The sequence below is a fragment of the Pseudomonas sp. URMO17WK12:I9 genome (assembly GCF_900230165.1).
Taxonomy (GTDB): Bacteria; Pseudomonadota; Gammaproteobacteria; order Pseudomonadales; family Pseudomonadaceae; genus Aquipseudomonas; species Aquipseudomonas fulva.
In genome coordinates, this window is the sequence record NZ_OCMQ01000002.1 from 498404 (window position 1) to 521350 (window position 22947).

Consider the following 22947-nt stretch of genomic DNA (forward strand, 5'->3'; position numbering starts at 1 on the left):
ATTACTCGGCTATCGAAGAAGTTCGGGAGGAAGGAGCGGGTGGAACGGGGTCGAAACCGCCGTCGTTCCACGGATGACAACGCCCCAGGCGACGAACGGCTAGCCATCCACCACGCCAGAGGCCGTGGTTTTCGATGGCTTCGTAGGCGTAACAAGAGCAACTGGGGTAGAAACGGCAGTGGCTGGCCATCAGAGGACTAATGGCATAACGGTAAAACTGGATCGGAACGAGTGCCAGTTTACGCATCTTGGCTGCTTACCCCTGCGCGATCGGCGGAGACTGCTGGTGCCGGTCGGCTACGCGCCAGGCGCTTCCAGAGTTTGCCGAAGTGTTGGTGCAATTCCGGGTTTTCTATCTCACCCAATCCCTTGCGCGCGACGATCACGATATCCAATCCGGCAAGTGAATGCTGGTTCAGACGAAAGGAATCGCGCATCAAGCGCTTGAGGCGGTTGCGTTGAACGGCGAGCTTGACGCTTTTCTTGCCAATCACCAGGCCAAGGCGCGGGTGATCCAGACCGTTCTCGCGAGCAAGGATCAGCAGGTTTTTCCCTGGAACCTTGCCGGTTGGGGAGTCGAAGACCGCTTTGAAATGCCGGGGTGTAAGCAGTCGCTTTTCCCGACTGAAGTCCTGACTCACCACCTGTGCCGAAAAATCAAATGGCCAGACGCTTACGGCCTTTGGCACGACGACGCGACAGAACAGCGCGGCCGTTCTTAGTAGCCATACGGGCACGGAAACCGTGAGTGCGCGCGCGCTTGATGGTGCTTGGTTGGAAAGTACGTTTCATGGCGTGTTACCTGGGTTTGTCGACGACGGGCCGGGATGGCCCCCTTTTAAGAGACCGGCGATTCTAGAGAAAGCAAGCCCATAGGTCAATTTCCAACCAACCTTTCCTTTAGGTGTGGGATGAACGGGCGTAAGGATTGGCTAGCGGCACTGACACCTCCATGAGGCTGGGCAGCACACCACTGCTCAACATGAAAAATAAGAAAGACATATAAAAAGCTTCTCTAAAGATCTTAATACTCTTAAGTGGATAACTTTCTGTGGATAACGTGCTGAAGGCCTCATAGCCAGGGCTTCGCAGCATTTTTAAACCCTGTTCGGAAGCCGTGCTGCGACTGTTCTAGAGCTGAATTTAAGCTGTGCATAAAAGGGCTATTTATACACAGGTAGGTTATACACAGGCCAATTCACTGGGTTGTGCATAGCCCTCATGGCTAGTTATCCACATGGTTTATGCACAGCGTATAAGTGGTGTTTCGGTCATTGAATGACAGTTCTGCCATACATGCCGGCGTGTCCGCATGTGGATAACTGAGCGCGTGCCCGGTACAATGGCCGTTTGTTTCAGCCTTCGTGGCTTTCAAGCTCAGGGGATATCCGTGTCAGTGGAACTTTGGCAGCAGTGCGTGGAGCTTCTGCGCGATGAACTGCCTGCCCAGCAATTCAACACCTGGATCCGTCCGTTACAGGTCGAAGCCGAAGGCGACGAGTTGCGCGTCTATGCGCCTAACCGTTTCGTTCTCGATTGGGTCAATGAAAAGTACCTGGGGCGTTTGCTTGAGCTTTTGGGAGAAAAAGGCACGGGCATCGCCCCTGCGTTGTCGCTGCTGATCGGCAGCCGGCGCAGCTCTGCCCCCCGTGCGGCACCTAATGCCCCAGTGAGCGCGGCTGTGGCAGCCTCTCTGGTGCAAACGACGCCCAAGGCCCCCTCCATCACGCCGTCCGAGCCCGCTCCAGTGGCCTCGTCCGACCCCGCGCCTGCAAACGCCAACGACGTGGCCGAGCCTTCTTCGAGGGATAGCTTCGATGCCATGGCCGAACCTGCTCAGGCCCCCGCGGGTAGGACAGAGCAGCGGACGGTGCAGGTGGAAGGTGCTCTCAAGCACACCAGCTACCTGAACCGCACGTTCACGTTCGACACATTTGTAGAAGGCAAGTCGAACCAGCTGGCCCGTGCCGCCGCCTGGCAGGTTGCCGACAACCCCAAGCATGGTTATAACCCCCTGTTTCTCTATGGCGGTGTGGGCTTGGGTAAAACCCACCTTATGCATGCCGTGGGTAACCACCTGCTTAGAAAGAACCCGAATGCCAAGGTGGTGTACCTGCATTCCGAGCGCTTCGTCGCCGATATGGTCAAGGCACTTCAGCTCAATGCAATCAACGAGTTCAAGCGCTTCTACCGTTCGGTCGATGCGCTGCTCATCGATGACATTCAGTTCTTTGCGCGCAAGGAGCGTTCACAGGAAGAGTTTTTCCACACCTTCAACGCACTGCTCGAAGGTGGCCAGCAGGTGATCCTCACCTCCGATCGATATCCCAAGGAAATCGAAGGGCTCGAGGAACGTTTGAAATCGCGCTTTGGCTGGGGCCTCACGGTTGCCGTGGAGCCGCCGGAACTGGAAACGCGCGTCGCGATCCTGATGAAGAAGGCCGATCAGGCCAAGGTGGAACTGCCGCACGATGCGGCCTTCTTCATCGCTCAGCGTATTCGGTCGAACGTGCGTGAGCTGGAGGGCGCCCTGAAGCGCGTGATCGCCCATTCGCACTTCATGGGGCGCGACATCACCATCGAGTTGATCCGCGAATCCCTGAAGGACCTTCTGGCACTGCAAGACAAGCTGGTGAGTGTGGATAACATCCAGCGTACGGTGGCCGAGTACTACAAGATCAAGATCTCCGATCTGTTGTCCAAACGCCGGTCCCGTTCGGTAGCTCGTCCACGTCAGGTGGCGATGGCGCTCTCCAAGGAGCTGACCAACCACAGCTTGCCAGAAATCGGCGACATGTTTGGTGGGCGCGACCACACGACCGTGCTGCATGCCTGCCGAAAGATCAATGAACTGAAAGAATCCGACGCGGATATCCGCGAGGACTACAAGAACCTGCTGCGCACGCTGACGACCTGAGGGCCGTCAGCGCAGCCATATGAAGGCAAGGGACTAGACCATGCATTTCACGATTCAACGCGAAGCCTTGCTCAAACCTCTGCAACTGGTGGCAGGTGTCGTCGAGCGCCGGCAGACGTTGCCGGTGCTTTCAAATGTGTTGCTGGTCGTTCAAGGCCAGCAACTGTCGCTGACCGGTACCGACCTTGAGGTTGAACTGGTGGGCCGCGTGCAACTGGAAGAACCTGCCGAGCCTGGCGAGATCACTGTCCCAGCACGCAAGCTGATGGACATCTGCAAAAGCCTGCCCAGTGACGTACTGATCGACATCAAGCTCGATGAGCAAAAACTGCTGGTCAAGGCCGGGCGTAGCCGCTTCACACTGTCGACGTTGCCTGCCAATGATTTCCCGACCGTGGAAGAAGGGCCAGGCTCGCTCACGTGCAATCTGGAACAAAGCAAACTGCGTCGATTGATCGAACGCACCAGCTTCGCCATGGCCCAGCAAGACGTGCGTTACTACCTTAACGGTATGCTGCTGGAGGTGTCGCGCAATACCCTGCGTGCCGTTTCCACTGATGGCCACCGCCTGGCATTGTGCTCGATGAGTGCACCGATCGAACAGGACGACCGCCACCAGGTGATCGTGCCGCGCAAAGGTATTCTGGAGCTTGCTCGCTTGCTGACCGAGCCTGAAGGCATGGTCAGCATCGTTCTTGGGCAACACCATATCCGCGCAACGACGGGTGAGTTCACATTCACCTCCAAGCTCGTCGACGGTAAATTCCCTGACTACGAGCGTGTGCTGCCCAAAGGCGGTGACAAACTGGTGATTGGTGATCGCCAAGCTTTGCGCGAGGCGTTCAGCCGCACCGCGATCCTGTCCAACGAAAAGTACCGCGGGATTCGCTTGTTGCTCGCTGCCGGCCAGTTGAAGATCCAGGCCAACAACCCCGAGCAGGAAGAGGCTGAGGAAGAAATCAGCGTCGACTACGACGGTAGCTCGCTTGAGATCGGTTTCAACGTCAGCTACCTGCTGGATGTGCTGGGCGTCATGACCACTGAGCAGGTGCGCCTTATTTTGTCGGACTCCAACAGCAGTGCACTGCTGCAGGAGGCAGGCAATGACGACTCTTCGTACGTTGTCATGCCGATGCGGCTGTAAGCAAAGCAGGCCAAATGTCACTTAGGCGTATCATCGTCACCGGGGTGCGAAATCTGCACCCGGTGACGCTCTCCCCTTCCCCGCGTATCAACGTGCTCTTTGGCGATAACGGGAGCGGCAAGACAAGCCTTCTCGAAGCTGTTCATCTACTCGGGCTGGCTAGATCCTTTCGCAGCACTCGCTTGAACCCGGTAATCCAGTACGAGCAAGCCTCTTGTACGGTATTCGGGGAGGTGCTCCTTGCCGAAGGCGGTACCTGTAACCTTGGGGTGTCTCGCGAACGGCAGGGTGATTTCACCATCAGGATCGATGGGCAGAATGCGCGTAGCGCTGCACAGCTTGCTGAATTGCTTCCATTACAGCTCATCAACCCAGACAGCTTTCGACTCCTCGAAGGCGCCCCGAAGATCAGGCGACAGTTTCTCGACTGGGGCGTGTTCCACGTGGAACCTCGCTTCATGCCCGCGTGGCAACGCCTGCAGAGGGCCCTCAGGCAGCGGAACTCATGGTTGCGGCATGGTACACTTGACCTAGCTTCGCAAGCCGCTTGGGACCGGGAGTTATGCCTGGCCAGCGCCGAAATAGATGAATACCGCCGCGAATACATCAAGGCCCTGAAGCCTGTATTCGAAAAGACTTTGAGTGAGTTGCTTGAGCTAGACGGTCTTACCCTGAGCTATTACCGAGGCTGGGACAAAGACCGGGAGCTGCAGGATGTGTTGGCTACTTCCCTCCTTCGTGACCAGCAGATGGGACACACGCAGGCGGGTCCGCAACGTGCAGATTTGCGACTTCGATTAGCTGCAAACAACGCAGCAGACATCCTGTCCCGCGGCCAGCAAAAACTGGTGGTATGCGCACTGCGGATAGCTCAAGGCCATTTGGTTGGCCAAGCACGACGCGGCCACTGCATTTATCTTGTGGACGATTTGCCGTCGGAACTCGATGAGCAACATCGCCGCGCACTATGTCGCTTGCTTGAAGAATTACGCTGCCAGGTATTCATCACCTGTGTAGATCATGAATTATTGAGGGAAGGCTGGCAGACGGAAACGCCGGTTGCTTTGTTCCACGTGGAACAAGGCCGTATCACCCAGACCCACGACCATCGGGAGTGAAGGCATGAGCGAAAATCAGACGTACGACTCCTCCAGCATCAAGGTGCTAAAAGGTTTGGATGCCGTGCGCAAGCGTCCCGGCATGTACATTGGCGACACCGATGATGGTAGCGGCCTGCACCACATGGTCTTCGAGGTGGTCGACAACTCCATCGACGAAGCCCTGGCCGGTCACTGCGACGACATCACAGTAATTATTCACCCTGATGAATCCATCAGCGTGCGTGACAACGGCCGTGGCATTCCGGTCGACGTGCATAAAGAAGAAGGCGTTTCGGCAGCAGAAGTCATCATGACTGTGCTGCACGCAGGCGGTAAGTTCGATGACAACTCCTACAAGGTATCCGGTGGATTGCACGGGGTAGGCGTTTCGGTCGTCAACGCGTTGTCCGAGCAACTGATACTGACGGTGCGTCGCAGCGGCAAGATCTGGGAACAGACGTACGTACACGGTGTGCCTCAGGCGCCGATGGCCATCGTCGGTGAAAGTGAGACGACCGGTACTCACATTCACTTCAAGCCATCCGCAGAGACATTCAAGAATATTCACTTCAGCTGGGACATCCTGGCCAAGCGTATTCGTGAGCTGTCTTTCCTGAACTCGGGCGTCGGCATTCTGCTGAAAGACGAGCGCAGTGGTAAGGAAGAGTTCTTCAAGTACGAAGGCGGTCTGCGGGCATTCGTCGAATACCTGAATACCAACAAGACGCCGGTGAACGCCCAGGTGTTCCACTTCAGCGTACAGCGCGAAGACGGTGTGGGTGTAGAAGTTGCTCTCCAGTGGAACGACAGCTTCAACGAGAACCTGCTGTGCTTTACCAACAACATCCCGCAACGCGATGGCGGTACGCACCTGGTGGGTTTCCGTTCGTCTTTGACGCGCAGCCTGAACAGCTACATCGAGCAGGAAGGCCTGGCTAAGAAGAACAAGGTTTCCACCACTGGGGACGACGCACGCGAAGGCCTGACTGCGATCATTTCGGTCAAGGTGCCCGACCCCAAGTTCAGCTCGCAGACTAAAGACAAGCTGGTATCGTCGGAAGTAAAAACCGCTGTCGAGCAGGAGATGAACAAGTACTTCTCTGACTTCCTGCTGGAGAACCCGAACGAAGCCAAGGCTGTCGTCGGCAAGATGATCGATGCTGCGCGCGCCCGTGAAGCTGCACGCAAAGCGCGTGAGATGACTCGCCGTAAAGGCGCACTTGATATTGCGGGCTTGCCAGGCAAGCTGGCTGACTGCCAGGAGAAGGACCCTGCCCTGTCTGAACTCTACCTGGTGGAGGGTGACTCTGCAGGCGGCTCTGCGAAACAGGGGCGTAACCGTCGGACCCAGGCCATCTTGCCACTCAAAGGCAAGATCCTGAACGTAGAGAAAGCTCGGTTCGACAAGATGATTTCGTCCCAGGAAGTCGGGACTTTGATCACCGCGCTGGGCTGCGGCATTGGCCGGGAAGAGTACAACATCGAAAAGCTGCGGTATCACAACATCATCATCATGACCGATGCTGACGTTGACGGTTCGCACATTCGTACGTTGCTGCTGACCTTCTTCTTCCGTCAGTTGCCAGAGCTGGTCGAGCGCGGCTACATCTACATTGCACAGCCACCGTTGTACAAGGTCAAGCGCGGCAAGCAAGAGCAGTACATCAAGGACGATGAGGCCATGGAAGAGTACATGACCCAATCGGCCCTGGAAGACGCCAGCCTGCACCTGGACGAATCCGCGCCGCCGGTATCCGGCGTGCAACTGGAAGCCCTGGTCAACGAGTTCCGCGGTGTGATGAAGACCCTCAAGCGTCTGTCGCGCCTGTACCCGCAGGAGCTCACCGAGCATTTCATCTACCTGCCTGAAGTCACTCTCGAGCAGCTGGGTGATCATGCGGTGATGGAAGCCTGGAAGAACCAGTTGCATGAGCGCCTGAATTCGACCCAGAAATCGGGCCTGGTCTACAAGGCCAGCCTGCGTGAAGACAAGGAACGTAATGTGTGGCTGCCTGAGGTGGAAATCACCTCCCATGGGCTTGCCAGCTACATCACGTTCAACCGTGACTTCTTCGGCAGCAACGACTACCGCACCGTGGTCAACGTGGGTGCCAAGCTGTCCAGCCTGTTGGGTGAAGGCGCTTATGTGCAACGTGGTGAGCGTCGCAAGGCCATCGTCGAGTTCAAGGAAGGCTTGGATTGGTTGATGAACGAGACCACCAAGCGCCATACCATCCAGCGCTATAAAGGGCTGGGTGAGATGAACCCGGATCAGTTGTGGGAAACCACCATGGACCCAACTGTGCGCCGTATGCTGAAGGTCACCATCGAAGATGCAATCGCGGCTGACCAGATCTTCAACACCCTGATGGGTGACGCCGTTGAACCGCGCCGTGACTTTATCGAAAGCAATGCATTGTCGGTGTCCAACCTGGACTTCTGATCAGCCTTGACCGTTGCACGACCGGGCAGCTTCGAAATTCGAGCCTAACCGGTCATCATCAAGCCCGCGCTAGCGGGCTTTTTCATTTCCAATCTCCGGGTAGGCACGCTCACCCCGCGTTACCTCAAGGGTGTAATTCAGAACGGACTTGCAGTGGGTCTTACGCCTCGACCTTGAGTGCGTCAAGTTTTGAAAGCAGCCAATCGCTGACATGATTCTGCAAGGGCGACGTGCGACGAGGGTGAGCAGTGGCCCAGATCGAGCTTGTGCGTAGGGGATCAATGGTCCTCGGCAATGCCCGCCGCTTTCAAACGCCGATACAAGGTACGTTCGCTGATACCCAAGTGCTTGGCCAGCTCACTGCGCGACCCCCTGAACTGACTAAGCACCTGTAGGAGATCTGCTGGCCGACTTCCGTGGGCGCGCACTTGGGCAGGGAGCGACACCACGTCTTCGGGCAAGTGTTCTGGCTGAATGACGCCTTCATCGGCAAACAGCCGTGCCCGCTCCAGGATGTTGCGTAACTCGCGGATGTTCCCCGGAAACGGATACGTCATCAGTCGATCGAGAGCAGCATTACCGAGTGTGGGCGCGCTGGGCCCTGCGATTCTTTTCAGCAGGCTTTGGACCAGCAGAGGCAGATCCTCGATACGCTCGCGCAGTGCAGGCATCCGGATAGGGAACCCACTGATCCGGTAGTACAGGTCCTCCCTGAACGTACCGTCGGCCACCATCTGCCTCAAGGGTTTATGGGTTGCCGACACCAGGCGGAAATCCGAATGCACGGTGCGCAGGCTGCCAACAGGCCGGAAGCTGCCGGTTTCGATCAAGCGCAACAGCTTGACCTGCATGGCCAAGGGCACTTCACCGATCTCGTCCAGGAACAGCGTGCCGCCGTGGGCAGCTTCTGCCAGGCCGGTCTTGCGCTGGTGCGCACCGGTGAATGCACCCTTCTCGTAACCGAACAGTTCGCTCTCGAAAAGCGCCTCCGTCAGGCTGGTGCAATCGACCACGACCAAGGGGCCATCGGCCTTGGGGCTGCCCATGTGCAACGCCCGCGCGAACAGTTCCTTGCCCGTGCCGGACTCACCCTGGAGCAGGACAGGGATGGCAGCCGGCGCCGCACGTTGCAAGCTGGCCAATGCCGCCGTGAATGCAGGTGCCTGGCCAACGAGCCCTTGCTCTTGCGGCTGGGCAGATGCGATGACGATACGGGTGAGCCGTTCGACGAAAGCAATCACCCTGCCCTGCTCATCCAGGATCGGCCGAAGTTCGACATCCACATGTTCCGGTCCGCGAGGGGTGTGATGCACATGCAGCACGCGCTCGGGCACCTTGCTGGACCAGGCCTTGCGCATCGGGCAGTCCTCGCCGGCCTGGTCGCAGGGAACGTGGTAATGGTGTGAGACCTTGTGACATTTCTGCCCAAGCGGCGCCTGCTGGTCCTGACCGAACTGACGTCGATAAGCGGTGTTGGCGGCCAGAATGTTGTAGTCGGTGTCCAGCACGATGGCGGGCAGGACGTCGTGCTCCAGAAAAGACACCAAGGCAAGCACTGAGGGGTGAGGTTCGGACATGACGGCACCAGTCGGATAACGTGTTCGAGGGTAGCAAGGACTGCCAGCCGCTGCCATCGACTGACACCGCACTGCCACTCTTCACTGCCAACGAAGCGGCCATCTGCCCATGACCCGCCAATCCAGGGCCCCAGGCAGGCATCTGTGCGGTGGCATGTATCTTGATGGGGGGTAGATGTGGCGCCCCTGAACCGTGCAGCAAACGGGGCTAGCCGAATGGGAGACTTGAATGATCATTGGCAAAAACCTTCACGTGGAAGCGTTCTTCGACAGCGCCACCTCAACCATCAGCTATCTGGTCATGGATGGCGAAACGCGCGCTTGCGCCTTGATCGACAGCGTTCTGGATTACGACCCGAAGGCCGGGCGCGTGACGACGGCCTCTGCGGACTGCCTGATCGAACGTGTGAAAGCGCTTGGTGCTCAGGTGCAATGGATACTGGAAACCCATGTGCATGCAGATCACCTGTCCGCTGCTGCCTACCTCAAAGACACGCTGGGGGGGCGCATTGCAATTGGAGCTTGCATCACCCAGGTCCAGAAAGTCTTCGGCAGCTTGTTCAACGCTGAACCTGGCTTCGCCCGTGATGGTAGCCAGTTCGACGTGCTGTTCGACGATGAAGAAATTTTCCACATAGGCAATCTGCAGGCTAAAGCCCTGCATACCCCTGGGCATACGCCTGCCTGCATGAGCTATCTCATCGAGCATGAAGGCCAGGCGGCAGTCTTCGTCGGCGACACGTTGTTCATGCCGGACTACGGGACTGCGCGATGCGACTTCCCTGGTGCCGATGCCCGGACCCTGTACCGCTCGATTCATCGCCTCCTGGCGCTAGGGGATGGCACCCGGCTGTTCATGTGTCACGACTACCTGCCCGAAGGGCGCGAGCTGCGCTACATGACCACCGTGGCCGAGCAGCGCACTCAGAACATTCACATCCATGAAGGTATCGACGAAGACAGCTTCGTGGCCATGCGCGAAGCGCGTGATCGAACGTTGGACATGCCTGTCCTGATCCTGCCCGCCGTCCAGGTGAACATGCGCAGTGGCCAGTTCCCAGCCCCTGAGGCCAATGGGGTGCGCTACCTGAAGATTCCCCTCAATACGTTGTAGTCAGGCACATCCCATAATCAGACAGTCAGGATCGACCATGCCCGCCGTGCCCTCCTCCGTTCCAGCGTTTCATCACCAAGTCATCATCATAGGCGCCGGTGCTGCCGGCATTGCGACGGCGTCCAGCCTCCTCCAGCGCGACCCCTCGCTGGACATCGCCCTGATAGACCCCGCCGAGGTTCATTACTACCAACCCGGCTGGACCATGGTCGGTGCCGGGGTCTTCGATGCCCCGAGCACGGCTCGGCCGATGTCGTCGGTCATCCCCCGCGCGGTGCGCTGGATCAAGTCACAGGTGCAAGGGTTCGATGCACAGTGTCGCAAGGTCCTGCTGGCAGATGGCAGGGCCTTTACCTTTGAACAGCTGGTGGTCTGCCCTGGGCTGAAGCTGGATTGGGCGGGCATCGAGGGGCTGGCAGACACCCTGGGCGAGAATGGCGTCACGTCCAATTACCGCTACGACCTGGCGCCCTATACCTGGGAGCTGGTGCAGGGCCTCAAGCAAGGCCGCGCCGTGTTCTGCCAGCCGCCCATGCCCATCAAATGCGCTGGCGCCCCGCAAAAAGCGCTGTACCTGTCCTGCGACCACTGGCTGCGCCAGGGCCGGCTGGGCGCCGTGCAAGCCAGCTTTTTCAATGCCGGCAATGCCTTGTTCGGGGTGCCCGCCTACGTGCCCGCCTTGATGGCTTACATCGACAAGTACTCGGTAGACCTCAACTTCGGCCATCGGCTGATCGCCGTGGATGGACCAAACCAGCAGGCGGTGTTCGCCCATACGCTTGCGGATGGCACCCAGCACCTTCGCACCGAGCCGTTCGACATGCTGCATGTGGTACCGCCACAGGTCGCCCCCGACTTCATTCGCCACAGCTGCCTCGCCGATGGCGCTGGTTGGGTGGACGTGGACCCCTCTACCCTGCGCCATCGTGTCTTCGCCCATGTGCACGCGCTTGGGGACGTGATCAATGCCAGCAACGCGAAGACGGCTGCCGCTGCACGCAAACAAGCGCCGGTGGTGGCAAACAATGTATTGGTGGCACTGGGTCGACGCACGGGCCTGGCGCACTATGATGGCTACGGCTCCTGTCCGCTGACCGTCGAGCGCGGCAAGATCGTGCTGGCCGAATTTGGCTATGGTGGCGCGCTCAAGCCGAGCTTCCCTCAGTGGCTCCTCGACGGCCGCAAACCCACCCGCTTGGCCTGGCTGCTCAAAGCTCGTCTGCTGCCGCCCTTGTATTGGCAAGGCATGCTCAAGGGCCGTGAGTGGCTGGCCAAGCCGGTTGCAAGAACGACCGAGGCAGCCCAGTGATCGATCAGACGTGGCTCAGCACAGGGCTGGGCACGATCATCGGCGCGGTCTTGGCGCTGACAGGTGCCGGCGGTGGCATCCTTGCGGTTCCGTTGCTGGTGTTTGGCCTGGGGCTTTCGATGGCGCAGGCTGCCCCGATCGGTTTGCTGGCTGTGGGGCTGTCGGCGGCGGTTGGTGCCGGCTTGGGCTTGCGCCAGGGCGTGGTGCGCTACCGTGCGGCCCTGTTCATCGCTGCGGTGGGTATCGTGTTTACGCCGCTGGGGCTGATGCTTGCGCATCGTTTGCCCAACGCACCGCTTCAGCTGATGTTTGCAGGCATCCTGATCTACGCGTGCGTGCGCACCTGGTTGAAGGCCCGTCAGCAATTGAGCGGCGCAAACCCAGGTGCACATCGCTTCATCGAGCCCTGTGTACTCAACCCCCTGCAGGGTCGTTTACGCTGGACGCTTCCGTGCGCGCGGGCGCTCGCCGGCACCGGGGCGTTGTCGGGGCTGCTGTCAGGCCTGCTGGGCGTGGGCGGCGGCTTCGTCATCGTCCCTGCCCTGCGGCGCTACACCAACTTGTGTATGGGCAGTATCGTCTCTACCTCCCTGGCAGTCATCGCGCTGGTTGCCTTGGGCAGTGTTGCCACCGCCACCTTTGCAGGGAGCATGCGCTGGCAGGTGGGTGCGCCGTTTGCGCTGGGTGCGGTACTGGGCTTGCTGGTGGCCCGGCCACTGGCGGCAAGGCTGGAGGGCCCGCGGCTGCAACAACTGTTCGCCATCGCAGGGTGGGCCGCGGCGGCATTGCTGATCAGCAAAGCGCTAGGGCGCTAGCAGCGCATCCTGCTCGGCAGCACACAGGTTCAGCAGGTAATCCCATACCACGCGCAGGCGTACGGATTTATGCAGTTCGCGCCGCGTGCAGATCCAGTAACTGCGCTGGATGGTTTCCCCTGGCAGCACCCGCACCAGCGTCGGGTCATGCCGCGCCATGTAGTTGGGTAGCACGGCGATACCCAACCCTGCACGCGCCGCCGCTTGCTGGGCTATCACGCTGGTACTGCGAAACACCACGTTCGGCGATCGGCAGAAGCTGTTGAGAAACAGCAGCTCCTGACTGAACAGCAAGTCGTCCACGTAGCCAATCCAACTGTGGCGCGCCAGGTCTTCGCGGTTGCGCAGGGGCGCGGCACGCTCCAGGTACGCTGCGCTGGCATAGAGGGCCAGCCGGTAGTCGGTGAGCTTGCGGGTGATCAGCAAGTCTGCACTTGGCCTTTCCAGGTGAATGCTGATTTCCGCTTCACGGTTGAGGATGCTGACAAAACGCGGCACCGCAACCAACTCCACTTCCAGGCCGGGGTAGCGCTCGAACAACTCATTCATCCGTGGCGTGAAGAACATGATGCCGATCCCCTCGGTCACGCCGAGGCGGATCTTGCCAAGCGGCGTGATGGCTTGGGTGATTTCCTCCTGCGCCAGCAAGGCGGTGTTCTCCATGGCTTCGGCATGTTTGAGCAGCGCTTGTCCGGAAGGCGTCAGCTCATACCCTTGGGCATGCTGGACGAACAACGCAGTGCCCAGGCTCTGCTCGATACGCTCGATGTGGCGCGCAACGGTGCTGTGGGTCGTCTCCAGACGCTTGGCAGCCGTCAACAAGCGCCCGCTGCGCTGCAGCTCCAGGAAAAACCGCAAATCATTCCAATCGAACATGCTGGTCCTTGCATATCTGTATCGAACACCCCGGTAAGAGGCGCCGACGCTCCGAGAGGCATCGCTGTGCTTAAACGCACAACGGGTGCGCGAAATCGCGTGTTTCTTCCGCGAAATTACTCACTAAGCTGGTTGGGGACAAGAACAAAAACAGGCCCTGAGGTCCTCTATGTCATCAGTCGATTCTGCCTACGACTATGTGATCGTGGGCGCCGGCCCCGCTGGCTGCTTGCTGGCGAACCGGTTGTCTGCCGACCCGTCATGCCGGGTACTGCTACTCGAAGCCGGTGGGCGGGACAACTATCCCTGGATACACGTGCCGGTGGGCTACCTGTACTGCATTGGTAACCCCCGCACGGACTGGTGCTTCAAGACCGAGGCGCAGCCTGGGCTGCAAGGTCGGTCGCTGGGCTACCCCCGTGGCAAGGTCCTGGGCGGGTGCTCCTCCATCAACGGCATGATCTACATGCGTGGCCAGGCGGCTGACTACGATCACTGGGCTAGCCTAGGCAACCGAGGCTGGGCCTGGAAAGACGTGTTGCCGCTGTTCAAGCAAAGCGAAAGCCACCATGGCGGTGCCAGCGAATACCATGGTGCCAGCGGTGAATGGCGTGTAGAGCGCCAGCGCTACAGCTGGCCGATCCTCGACGCCTTCCGCGATGCAGCCGAGCAGGCGGGTGTTGCCAAAATCGATGACTTCAACACCGGCGACAACGAAGGCTGTGGATATTTTCAGGTCAACCAGCGTAGCGGTGTTCGCTGGAACGCATCCAAAGCGTTTCTGCGCCCCATTAAGCACCGCGCCAATCTGACTGTTATGACCGATGTGCAGGTGGATCAAGTGCTGCTAGGCAACACGCGCGCCCGCGCTGTCAAAACCCGTTGGCAGGGCCGCTGGCACGAGTTCTCGGCGCGACGAGAGATTGTGCTATGCGCAGGTGCAGTAGGCTCACCCGGCATCCTGCAACGCTCGGGCATTGGTCCGCAGCAGTTGCTGGAGGACTTGGGTATCGGGGTGCGCCATGCCATGCCGGGTGTAGGCAGCAATCTGCAGGATCACTTGCAGCTACGGCTGATCTACCAGATCGGCAACGCACGTACCCTCAACCAGATGGCCAATAGCCTGTGGGGCAAGATGGGCATGGGCCTGCGCTACCTGTACGATCGCAGCGGTCCGCTGGCCATGGCGCCAAGCCAGCTGGGCGCTTTCGTGCGTTCGAACCCCGACCAGGCCACTGCGAACTTGCAGTACCACGTGCAGCCTCTGTCCCTGGACCGTTTTGGCGAGCCGTTGCATCCGTTTCCAGCCTTCACGGCTTCTGTGTGCAACTTGCGGCCACTGAGCCGCGGGCGTATCGATATTCGCAGTGCAGACATGCACAGCGCGCCGCTCATCGACCCCAACTACCTCAGCGACCCCCAGGACCTGCGTGTCGCCGCCGACGCTATCCGTCTCACCCGGCGCATCGTGCAGGCCCCTGCCCTCGCAGCCTTTGCGCCCGAAGAATATCTGCCTGGACCTGCCCTACAAACTGAAGAACAGCTGCACGAAGCGGCGGCCAAGATAGGCACGACGATTTTCCATCCCGTAGGGACATGCCGCATGGGCAATGGCCCCATGGATGTGGTCGATGACCAGCTTCGTGTCCATGGCATCCCCGGCCTTCGTGTGGCAGACGCATCGATCATGCCCCAGATAACGTCGGGCAATACCTGTTCACCTACCCTGATGATCGCTGAAAAGGCGGCGCAGCTTATTTTGAAAGGAGCAGCCACAACGACCTTCCTCAACCAGGATGCACTACCAACACCCTGAAGGGGTGTGCAATACGGCAGCGCGTAGTCGGACGCTGTCGGCAGTGGAACAACAAGAATAATCACTGTGGCCTGCGGGCCGAGGACAGCAACGATGTCGGATTACATCCAAGAGCAGGATGCGGCCGCCAGCCGCCCCAGTCGTCGTGAAGAGCGCAAGATCATTTTCGCGTCATCGCTCGGTACGGTGTTCGAGTGGTACGACTTTTTCCTCTACGGCGCCCTGGCTGCCGTCATCAGCAAGCAGTTCTTCGCGGGCGTCAACGACACCACCGCGTTCATCTTCGCACTGATGGCGTTTGCCGCCGGCTTCCTGGTGCGACCGTTTGGTGCCCTGGTATTCGGCCGCTTGGGGGACATGATCGGTCGCAAGTACACCTTTCTCATCACCATCGTGCTGATGGGGCTGTCCACGTTCGCCGTTGGCCTTTTGCCCACCTATGCCAGCATTGGCATCGCGGCGCCGATCATCCTGGTCGTGTTGCGCATGCTGCAAGGCCTGGCGCTGGGCGGTGAGTACGGCGGTGCAGCCACCTACGTGGCCGAACATGCGCCACCTGGCAAGCGGGGCTTCCATACTGGGTTCATCCAGTCCACCGCCACCTTGGGACTGTTGCTGTCATTGCTGGTGGTACTGGGCAGCCGTTATGTAAGTGGCGATCAGTTCGAAACCTGGGGCTGGCGCCTGCCGTTTCTGCTGTCCATCGTGCTGCTGGGGATCTCGACCTGGATTCGAATGAGCATGCACGAGTCCCCGGCCTTCGTGAAAATGAAGGCACAGGGCAAGATCAGCAAATCGCCGATTCGTGAGTCGTTTACGTCCTGGCCCAACCTGAAGGTCGTGCTCACTGCGCTGTTCAGTATCAATGCGGGCCAGGCTGTCACCTTCTATACGGCACAGTTCTACGTGCTGTTCTTCATGACCCAGATGTTGAAGATGGACCCGGCCCAGGCCAACACCTTGCTGATCATCAGCGTCGTGATCGGCGCGCCGTTTTTCGTGTTCTTTGGCTGGCTGTCCGATCGGATCGGGCGCAAACCGATATTGATGCTGGGCCTGCTGTTGGCCACGGTGCTCTACTTCCCGTTGTTCAAGGCCCTTAGCTTCTACGCCAACCCGCAGATCGACACCGCCAGCCGCCAGGCCCCCATCGTCGTGACCGCTGACCCGAAAGGCTGCACCTTCCAGTTCGACCCTGTGGGCAAGGCGCGCTTTGATAGCCCCTGCGACAAAGTAAAGACCTTCCTGGTCAAGCAAGGCTTGCCCTATAGCTCGGTAAGCGTTGACGGCAGCGAAGTGGTCGTGAGCATCGGCGACAAGACCATCAATGGCTATGACGAGGCGGCCATGCGCGCGGCGGTCGAGCAGGCAGGGTACCCCGCCAAGGCTGACCCGGCCCAAGTCAACAGCGTGATGGTGGTGGTGTTGATCGTGGCCATGATCCTGATCGCCACGATGACCTACGGACCGCTGGCTGCCGTGATGGTCGAGCTGTTCCCTACGCGTATCCGGTACACCTCCATGTCCTTGCCGTATCACATCGGTAATGGCTGGTTCGGCGGTTTCCTGCCCACGGTATCGTTCGCCCTGGTGGTTTACACCGGCGATATCTTTTACGGGTTGTGGTACCCGGTACTGGTCACGGGCATCAGCCTGATAGTGGGCATCTTCTGTCTCAAAGAGACCAAGGACGTGGATATCGACAAGGTGTGATTCGCTGAACCACCCCACAAAAAAACCGGCTCTAAAAGCCGGTTTTTTTATGCCGTGAAAAAACTTATGCACGTTTTTAGGAAAAATCAACAAAGAGTAAATATGTAGCTAATTCATAGGGTTAGCTTATTTTTGCAACAGCTAATCCATAATTTGCTCACATGTTATCCACAAGCCGCTCAGGCCTCGGCTTGCGTGCTTTCTTCGACCTGCGCAAGCGAGCCCAGGGCCCGTTGGGTGGCTTCGTTCCAGGCCTGGGCGCGGTCATTGAGCTCGGCAATGGCGCGAGGGCCTGTGCCGTTGGCGTACATGGGTTCGCCGATCACCACTTCGATGGTGCCAGCGTGCTTGCCCCACCCATTCTTCGGCCAGTACTTGCCGGCATTATGGGCAATGGGCAACACCGGGAGCCCAGCGTTTACCGCCAGCGCCGTCCCGCCCCGGGAGAACTTGCCCACCGTGCCAAAGGGTACGCGTGTGCCCTCCGGGAAGATCAGAACCCAGGTTTTCTGCTTGAGCAGTTCATCGCCTTTCTTGGCCACTTGGCGCAATGCTTCCTTGGGGTTGTCGCGGTCGATGGCAATGGGACGCAGCATGGCCATGGCCCAGCCGAAGAACGGCACATACAGCAGCTCACGCTTGAGCACCTGGCTGAGCGGAGAGAAATACTGAGACAGGAAAAATGTCTCCCAGGTGCTCTGGTGATTCGACAAAATCACACAGGGCTCGGCTGGCACGTTTTCAGCGCCGGTAATCTTGTAATCGATGCCTACGATGACGCGTGCCAGGAAAATAGCGCAGCGGCACCAGTACACATTGATGAATTTGTAGCGCTTGGGGAACGACAGAAACGGCGCAATGAAGAAGCTCAGCGAGCACCAGAGCAGCGAACTGGTACCCAGCAGCAGGTAAAAAAGAAAGACTCTGATCGCCTGCAGGATCGACATAGTGGTTTGTACCATTGCGGGACCTGCCCGCTTTTAGAAAAGTGCGCCCAAGGGCGCACCGTTTAGATAAGTGCCCTGGCGATGGCAGCCAGATCGTCATAAATCAGGGTTGAAGCCGGAACGCCCTTCTCAAGGGTACGTTCGCCTTTGCCTGTCTTTACCAGAACAGGTTGTGCATCGACGGCCAGCGCAGCCTGTAGGTCACTTTGGCTATCGCCCACGAACCAGATGCCCTCAAGGCTTGCCTGGTAGTGCTCGGCGATGGCCCGCAACAGGCCCGGCTTGGGCTTGCGGCAATCGCAGCCTTCATCGGGGCCATGCGGGCAATACACGATATGCCCCACCTCACCGCCCTGCTCGGCCACCAGCATGCGCAAGCGCGCATGCATGGCCTCAAGGGTCGCGAGCGGGTAATAGCCACGGGCGATACCGGACTGGTTGGTGGCCACGGCCACCGTCCAGCCCGCTTTGCTCAACTGCGCGATCGCCTCGATGGCGCCAGGGATGGGCACCCATTCATCCAGCGACTTGATGTAGGCGTCGGAGTCCTGGTTGATGACCCCGTCACGATCGAGAATCAGCAGTTTCAAGGCTTACCCCAGCAACGAAATGTCGGCCACGCCCAGGAACAGCCCACGCAGACGGCTGAGCAGGGCATATCGGTTGGCACGTACCTTGGCGTCCTCGGCATTGACCATCACAGCCTCGAAGAAGGCATCGACCGGATCACGCAGGGCGGCAAGGCGCGCCAGCGACTCGCTGTACTGACGTGCAGCAGCCATCGGTTGCACAGCCTGATCGGCTTGCTGGATGGCCGAGTACAGCGAGAACTCGTTGGCATTGTCGAAGTACTTGGGCTCGACCTGTTCGGCGATGGCGCCTTCTGCCTTGCTCAACAGGTTCGACACGCGCTTGTTGACGGCGGCCAGTGCCTCGGCTTCGGGCAGCTTGCGGAAGGCCTGGACCGCCTGGACGCGCTGATCGAAGTCCAGTGCGGAACCTGGCTGAAGCGCGCGAACCGCGAGGTAAGTGGCGACGTCGATGCCTTCGTCTTCGTAACGGGCACGCAGCCTGTCGAAGATGAACTCCAGCACCTGGTCAGCCAACCCGGCAGCCTTGACCTTGGCCCCGTACTGCTTGACCGCGAACTGCACGGCACCGGTCAGGTCCAGGTCCAGCTGCTTCTCGATCAGGATGCGCAGCACGCCCAGTGCGGCGCGGCGCAGGGCGTACGGGTCCTTGCTGCCGGTGGGCAGCATGCCGATGCCGAAGATGCCCACCAGGGTATCGAGCTTGTCGGCGATGGCGACGGCAGCACCGGTCAGGGTCTGAGGCAATTCGGCGCCTGCACCGCGCGGCATGTATTGCTCGTTCAGCGCCAGCGCCACATCCTGCGGTTCGTCGTCGTTGAGCGCGTAGTAGTAGCCAGCGACGCCTTGCATCTCTGGGAACTCACCGACCATTTCCGTAGCCAGGTCGCACTTGGACAGCAAGCCGGCACGCGCGGCTCGTTGCGCATCGCCGCCAATCAAGGGCGCAATGAACGCTGCCAGTTTCGATACCCGCTCGGCCTTGTCATAGACCGTACCCAGCTGGGCCTGGAACACCACGTTCTTCAAGCGCTCGTTGAAGGTTTCCAGCGGTTGCTTCTTGTCCTGCTTGAAGAAGAACTCGGCGTCGGTCAGGCGTGGACGCACGACCTTTTCGTTACCCTGCACGATCTGCTTGGGGTCGCGGCTCTCGACGTTGGCCACGGTGATGAAGCGCGGCAGCAACTTGCCTTCGCTGTCGAGCAGGCAGAAGTACTTCTGGTTGTCCTGCATGGTGGTGATCAAGGCTTCTTGCGGCACCTCCAGGAAACGCTCTTCGAACGAGCACACCAGCGGTACCGGCCACTCCACCAGCGCGGTCACTTCGTCCAGCAACGCGGGTGGCACGATGGCGGTGCCTTCCTGCTGCATGGCCAGCTCGGCGGTACGTTTGGCGATCAGGTCGCGACGCTCGCTGAAATCGGCCAGCACATAGGCCTTGCGCATGTCCTCGACATAGTTGGCCGGGGCGCTGATGGTGACGCTTTCCGGATGGTGGAAGCGGTGCCCGCGCGATTGGCGGCCGGCCTTCTGGGACAAGAGGGTGCAGTCGACCACCTGATCGCCCAGCAGCATCACCAGCCATTGGGTCGGACGCACGAACTCTTCACGGCTTGCCGCCCAGCGCATGCGTTTAGGGATAGGCAGGTCGTTGAGCGAGTCTTCGACGATGGTCGGCAGCAGGCCCGCGGTCGCTTTGCCGGGGATGTGCTGGGAGAAGCGCAGCTTGGGGCCGCTACGGTCGATGTCGGCCAGCTCCACACCGCACTTCTTGGCAAAGCCCAGTGCAGCCTGGGTCGGCTCGCCTTCTGCGTTGAAGGCCGCCTGCAGGGGCGGGCCGTCGATGTTGATGCTGCGGTCAGGCTGCTGCACATCGAGTTGGCGGATCAGCACGGCCAGGCGGCGCGGCGCGGCGTAGACCGATTTGCCGGTGTAGTTCAGGCCTGCAGCTTGCAGGCCTTTTTCGATGCCGGCCAGGAACGCGTCGCCCAGGGTCGCAAGGGCCTTGGGTGGCAGCTCTTCGGTGCCCAGTTCTACCAGGAAATCTTGAGCACTCATTGTGCAGCCTCCAGCTTAACCAACACTTCGTCACGCAGTTCGGGGGTCGCCATCGGGAAGCCCATGCGCGCACGGGCCTGCAGGTAGCTTTGCGCCACGTCGCGGGCCAGGGTGCGCACCCGCAGGATGTAACGCTGGCGCTCGGTCACCGAGATGGCACGGCGGGCATCGAGCAGGTTGAACGTATGGGATGCCTTGAGGACCATTTCATAGGTCGGCAATGGCAGTTCCAGCTTGATCAGGCGGTTGGCTTCACTTTCGTAGAAGTCGAACAACTCGAACAGTTTCTCGACGTTGGCGTGCTCGAAGTTGTAGGTCGACTGCTCCACTTCGTTCTGGTGGAACACGTCGCCGTAGCTGACCTTGCCGAACGGACCATCGGCCCATACCAGGTCGTAGACCGAGTCCACGCCCTGGATGTACATGGCCAGGCGCTCCAGACCATAGGTGATTTCACCGGTCACCGGGTAGCACTCGATACCACCGACCTGCTGGAAGTAGGTGAACTGAGTCACTTCCATGCCATTGAGCCAGATTTCCCAGCCCAGGCCCCAGGCCCCGAGGGTTGGCGATTCCCAGTTGTCTTCGACGAAGCGAATATCGTGCACCAGCGGGTCCAGACCGATGGCTTTCAGCGAGCCGAGGTACAGCTCCTGGAAGTTGGCCGGGTTGGGCTTGAGCACTACCTGGAATTGATAATAGTGCTGCAGGCGGTTGGGGTTTTCGCCGTACCGCCCGTCGGCAGGGCGACGGCTTGGCTGCACGTAGGCGGCGTTCCAGGTTTCTGGACCCACCGCGCGCAGGAAGGTGGCGGTGTGGAAAGTGCCGGCGCCTACTTCCATATCGTAGGGCTGAAGCACCACACAACCTTGCTCGGCCCAGTAGTTCTGCAGGGCGAGGATCAGGTCTTGGAAGGTACGCACGGCTGGCGTAGGCTGGCTCACGAAATTCACCTGTATCTGGGGATGCGGATGTAAAGAGCGGGAGTATAACCTGATTCGCCTCGCCCTCTACTCATTGGAGCCTTATGCCACGCTGCTTTTGGTGTACCGACGATCCGTTGTACCAGGCCTACCATGACCAGGAATGGGGAACGCCCCAGCGTGACCCGGCGTTGCTGTTCGAGATGCTTTTGCTCGAAGGGTTCCAGGCAGGCCTTTCCTGGATCACCGTGCTGCGCAAGCGCGAGCGCTATCGTGAAGTGCTGGAGGGTTTTGATCCTGCGAAACTCGCGGTGATGAGCGACGAGCGCATCGAGGCGTTAATGCAGGATGCCGGCATCATCCGCAATCGGCTCAAGCTCAAGGCTGCCAGGCGCAATGCCCAGGCCTGGCTGGCTGTGGATAACCCGGCCGAGTGGCTGTGGTCGTTCGTCGGTGGCGCCCCGAAGATCAACCATTTCAGCACCCGCAGCGAAGTCCCGGCGGTCACCGAACAAGCCCAAGCCATGAGCAAGGCGTTGCGCAAAGCCGGCTTCACCTTCGTCGGCCCGACCATCTGCTATGCCTTCATGCAGGCGACCGGCATGGTCATGGACCACACCACCGACTGTGATCGCTACGCCGACTTGTCCCACTGAAGGGTTACAATGCCCGTCTTGCTGAAATAAGGAACTCGCCTGTGGAAAAGTTCAAGGGCGCCCTGATGGTCGGGGTGCTGCGACTGTTCGCCAAGTTGCCTTGGGGTGCGGTGCAACGCGTCGGGGCCGGCATCGGCTGGCTGATGTGGAAAATACCCAATGGCTCGCGCAACGTGGTGCGCATCAACCTGGCCAAATGCTTCCCCGAGATGGACCCGGTTGCCCGTGAGCAACTGGTCGGCCAGGCCCTGCGGGACATCGGCAAATCCTTCGTCGAAAGCGCCTGCGCCTGGATCTGGCCTCCACACCGCTCGTTGGAGTTGGTCAAGGAAGTGCATGGGCTTGAAGTGCTGGAGCAGGCCCTGGCTTCTGGAAAGGGCGTTGTGGGCATCACCAGCCATTTGGGCAATTGGGAAGTGCTGAACCACTTCTACTGCAACCAGTGCAAGCCGATCATTTTCTACCGGCCCCCCAAACTCAAGGCGGTGGACGACCTGCTGCGCGAGCAGCGTGTGCAGATGGGCAACCGTGTGGCGCCTTCGACCAAGGAAGGCATCCTCAGCGTGATCAAGGAAGTTCGGCGCGGCGGCCAGGTCGGCATCCCGGCCGATCCCGAGCCGGCCGAATCGGCGGGTGTATTCGTTCCCTTCCTGGGCACTGAAGCGCTGACCAGCAAGTTCGTGCCGAACATGCTCGCCGGCGGCAAGGCAGTCGGGGTTTTCCTGCATGCCCTGCGCCTGCCTGACGGGTCAGGCTTCAAGGTGTTTCTGGAAGCCGCGCCGGAGGCGATGTACAGCACCGACGTGAACGAGTCGGCGGCCGCGATGAGCAAGGTGGTCGAGCGCTATGTGCGCGAGTATCCCAGCCAGTACATGTGGAGCATGAAGCGCTTCAAGAAGCGTCCGGCGGGTGAGGCGCGCTGGTATTGAGGCGCGCATCGCCGGCAGCG

General features: G+C 59.8%; 20 protein-coding genes. 11 read left to right on the forward strand and 9 right to left on the reverse strand.

Annotated elements, in window-relative coordinates:
• Position 1 precedes the first annotated feature (1 nt).
• The 3 genes from yidD to rpmH are packed head-to-tail and all read right to left on the reverse strand — an operon-like array spanning position 2 to position 792.
• Complete coding sequence (yidD, locus tag CRP40_RS06970; RefSeq protein WP_078477749.1) at positions 2–247, reverse strand: membrane protein insertion efficiency factor YidD; 246 nt, start codon at positions 245–247, stop codon at positions 2–4.
• Positions 240–644, reverse strand: a complete 405-nt coding sequence (gene rnpA, locus CRP40_RS06975) for a ribonuclease P protein component (protein WP_027913306.1) — start codon at positions 642–644, stop codon at positions 240–242. Before rnpA ends, yidD begins: the two co-directional genes overlap by 8 nt.
• Positions 645–657: 13 nt before the next feature.
• Positions 658–792, reverse strand: a complete 135-nt coding sequence (gene rpmH / locus CRP40_RS06980; RefSeq protein ID WP_003253163.1) for a 50S ribosomal protein L34 — start codon at positions 790–792, stop codon at positions 658–660.
• A gap of 598 nt (positions 793–1390) precedes the next feature.
• Between rpmH and dnaA the strand changes: the two genes are divergently transcribed.
• The 4 genes from dnaA to gyrB are packed head-to-tail and all read left to right on the forward strand — an operon-like array spanning position 1391 to position 7604.
• Positions 1391–2917, forward strand: coding sequence for a chromosomal replication initiator protein DnaA (gene dnaA, locus CRP40_RS06985; protein ID WP_027913305.1), 1527 nt, complete (start codon positions 1391–1393; stop codon positions 2915–2917).
• Positions 2918–2957: 40 nt separating this feature from the next.
• Positions 2958–4061, forward strand: a complete 1104-nt coding sequence (gene dnaN / locus CRP40_RS06990; protein ID WP_023532585.1) for a DNA polymerase III subunit beta — start codon at positions 2958–2960, stop codon at positions 4059–4061.
• A 14-nt stretch (positions 4062–4075) separates the two neighbouring features.
• Positions 4076–5179 carry a DNA replication/repair protein RecF gene (recF, locus tag CRP40_RS06995; protein ID WP_027913304.1) on the forward strand — a complete coding sequence of 368 codons (1104 nt, stop codon included), beginning with the start codon at positions 4076–4078 and terminating at the stop codon, positions 5177–5179.
• 4 nt (positions 5180–5183) lie between these two features.
• Positions 5184–7604 (forward strand): DNA topoisomerase (ATP-hydrolyzing) subunit B, encoded by a 2421-nt coding sequence (gene gyrB / locus CRP40_RS07000; protein ID WP_027913303.1) that lies wholly within the window; start codon positions 5184–5186, stop codon positions 7602–7604.
• A 278-nt stretch (positions 7605–7882) separates the two neighbouring features.
• Here the strand turns inward: gyrB and CRP40_RS07005 are convergent, their stop codons facing one another.
• Positions 7883–9181, reverse strand: coding sequence for a sigma-54-dependent Fis family transcriptional regulator (locus tag CRP40_RS07005; protein ID WP_027913302.1), 1299 nt, complete (start codon positions 9179–9181; stop codon positions 7883–7885).
• A 229-nt stretch (positions 9182–9410) separates the two neighbouring features.
• On the opposite strand from CRP40_RS07005, the gene CRP40_RS07010 reads away from it, so the two are divergent.
• Genes CRP40_RS07010 through CRP40_RS07020 form a run of 3 tightly spaced genes read left to right on the forward strand, consistent with a single transcriptional unit; the run spans position 9411 to position 12419 of the window.
• Complete coding sequence (locus CRP40_RS07010; protein ID WP_027913301.1) at positions 9411–10295, forward strand: MBL fold metallo-hydrolase; 885 nt, start codon at positions 9411–9413, stop codon at positions 10293–10295.
• A gap of 37 nt (positions 10296–10332) precedes the next feature.
• Positions 10333–11604: an FAD/NAD(P)-binding oxidoreductase gene (locus tag CRP40_RS07015; protein ID WP_027913300.1), complete on the forward strand. Its 1272-nt coding sequence runs from the start codon at positions 10333–10335 to the stop codon at positions 11602–11604.
• The gene (locus CRP40_RS07020) at positions 11601–12419 is read left to right on the forward strand and encodes a sulfite exporter TauE/SafE family protein (RefSeq protein ID WP_027913299.1); all 819 of its coding nucleotides are present in this window, start codon (positions 11601–11603) and stop codon (positions 12417–12419) included. Before CRP40_RS07015 ends, CRP40_RS07020 begins: the two co-directional genes overlap by 4 nt.
• Here CRP40_RS07020 and CRP40_RS07025 read toward each other — a convergent pair.
• Entirely contained in the window at positions 12408–13295 is an 888-nt protein-coding gene (locus tag CRP40_RS07025) for a LysR family transcriptional regulator (protein WP_027913298.1), read from the reverse strand. The genes CRP40_RS07020 and CRP40_RS07025 overlap by 12 nt on opposite strands.
• A 169-nt stretch (positions 13296–13464) precedes the next feature.
• On the opposite strand from CRP40_RS07025, the gene CRP40_RS07030 reads away from it, so the two are divergent.
• Entirely contained in the window at positions 13465–15111 is a 1647-nt protein-coding gene (locus CRP40_RS07030; protein WP_027913297.1) for a GMC family oxidoreductase N-terminal domain-containing protein, read from the forward strand.
• Positions 15112–15204: 93 nt separating this feature from the next.
• Entirely contained in the window at positions 15205–16824 is a 1620-nt protein-coding gene (locus tag CRP40_RS07035) for an MFS transporter (RefSeq protein ID WP_027913296.1), read from the forward strand.
• 179 nt (positions 16825–17003) lie between these two features.
• Here CRP40_RS07035 and CRP40_RS07040 read toward each other — a convergent pair whose 3' ends face one another.
• From CRP40_RS07040 to glyQ, 4 genes are read right to left on the reverse strand one after another with little or no spacing between them, the layout of a single operon-like run.
• Positions 17004–17786 carry a lysophospholipid acyltransferase family protein gene (locus CRP40_RS07040; protein ID WP_027913295.1) on the reverse strand — a complete coding sequence of 261 codons (783 nt, stop codon included), beginning with the start codon at positions 17784–17786 and terminating at the stop codon, positions 17004–17006.
• Between the two features lie 47 nt (positions 17787–17833).
• Positions 17834–18361 (reverse strand): D-glycero-beta-D-manno-heptose 1,7-bisphosphate 7-phosphatase, encoded by a 528-nt coding sequence (gene gmhB / locus CRP40_RS07045; protein ID WP_027913294.1) that lies wholly within the window; start codon positions 18359–18361, stop codon positions 17834–17836.
• 3 nt (positions 18362–18364) lie between these two features.
• On the reverse strand, positions 18365–20419 hold the full coding sequence (gene glyS / locus CRP40_RS07050; protein WP_027913293.1) for a glycine--tRNA ligase subunit beta: 2055 nt from the start codon (positions 20417–20419) through the stop codon (positions 18365–18367).
• Positions 20416–21363 (reverse strand): glycine--tRNA ligase subunit alpha, encoded by a 948-nt coding sequence (gene glyQ, locus CRP40_RS07055; protein WP_027913292.1) that lies wholly within the window; start codon positions 21361–21363, stop codon positions 20416–20418. Before glyQ ends, glyS begins: the two co-directional genes overlap by 4 nt.
• A gap of 83 nt (positions 21364–21446) precedes the next feature.
• Here glyQ and CRP40_RS07060 point away from each other — a divergent pair, with 83 nt between their 5' ends.
• Complete coding sequence (locus CRP40_RS07060) at positions 21447–21998, forward strand: DNA-3-methyladenine glycosylase I (protein ID WP_027913291.1); 552 nt, start codon at positions 21447–21449, stop codon at positions 21996–21998.
• A gap of 41 nt (positions 21999–22039) precedes the next feature.
• Positions 22040–22927: a lysophospholipid acyltransferase gene (locus CRP40_RS07065; protein ID WP_027913290.1), complete on the forward strand. Its 888-nt coding sequence runs from the start codon at positions 22040–22042 to the stop codon at positions 22925–22927.
• Positions 22928–22947: the final 20 nt, after the last annotated feature.

Bases quoted from the DNA above. Each gene is read 5' to 3' on its own strand.
- yidD (WP_078477749.1), bottom strand. From the start codon at position 247: ATGCGTAAACTGGCACTCGTTCCGATCCAGTTTTACCGTTATGCCATT.
- rpmH (WP_003253163.1), bottom strand. From the start codon at position 792: ATGAAACGTACTTTCCAACCAAGCACCATCAAGCGCGCGCGCACTCAC.
- dnaN (WP_023532585.1), top strand. From the start codon at position 2,958: ATGCATTTCACGATTCAACGCGAAGCCTTGCTCAAACCTCTGCAACTG.
- recF (WP_027913304.1), top strand. From the start codon at position 4,076: ATGTCACTTAGGCGTATCATCGTCACCGGGGTGCGAAATCTGCACCCG.
- gyrB (WP_027913303.1), top strand. From the start codon at position 5,184: ATGAGCGAAAATCAGACGTACGACTCCTCCAGCATCAAGGTGCTAAAA.
- CRP40_RS07005 (WP_027913302.1), bottom strand. From the start codon at position 9,181: ATGTCCGAACCTCACCCCTCAGTGCTTGCCTTGGTGTCTTTTCTGGAG.
- CRP40_RS07010 (WP_027913301.1), top strand. From the start codon at position 9,411: ATGATCATTGGCAAAAACCTTCACGTGGAAGCGTTCTTCGACAGCGCC.
- CRP40_RS07015 (WP_027913300.1), top strand. From the start codon at position 10,333: ATGCCCGCCGTGCCCTCCTCCGTTCCAGCGTTTCATCACCAAGTCATC.
- CRP40_RS07025 (WP_027913298.1), bottom strand. From the start codon at position 13,295: ATGTTCGATTGGAATGATTTGCGGTTTTTCCTGGAGCTGCAGCGCAGC.
- CRP40_RS07030 (WP_027913297.1), top strand. From the start codon at position 13,465: ATGTCATCAGTCGATTCTGCCTACGACTATGTGATCGTGGGCGCCGGC.
- CRP40_RS07035 (WP_027913296.1), top strand. From the start codon at position 15,205: ATGTCGGATTACATCCAAGAGCAGGATGCGGCCGCCAGCCGCCCCAGT.
- CRP40_RS07040 (WP_027913295.1), bottom strand. From the start codon at position 17,786: ATGGTACAAACCACTATGTCGATCCTGCAGGCGATCAGAGTCTTTCTT.
- glyS (WP_027913293.1), bottom strand. From the start codon at position 20,419: ATGAGTGCTCAAGATTTCCTGGTAGAACTGGGCACCGAAGAGCTGCCA.
- CRP40_RS07060 (WP_027913291.1), top strand. From the start codon at position 21,447: ATGCCACGCTGCTTTTGGTGTACCGACGATCCGTTGTACCAGGCCTAC.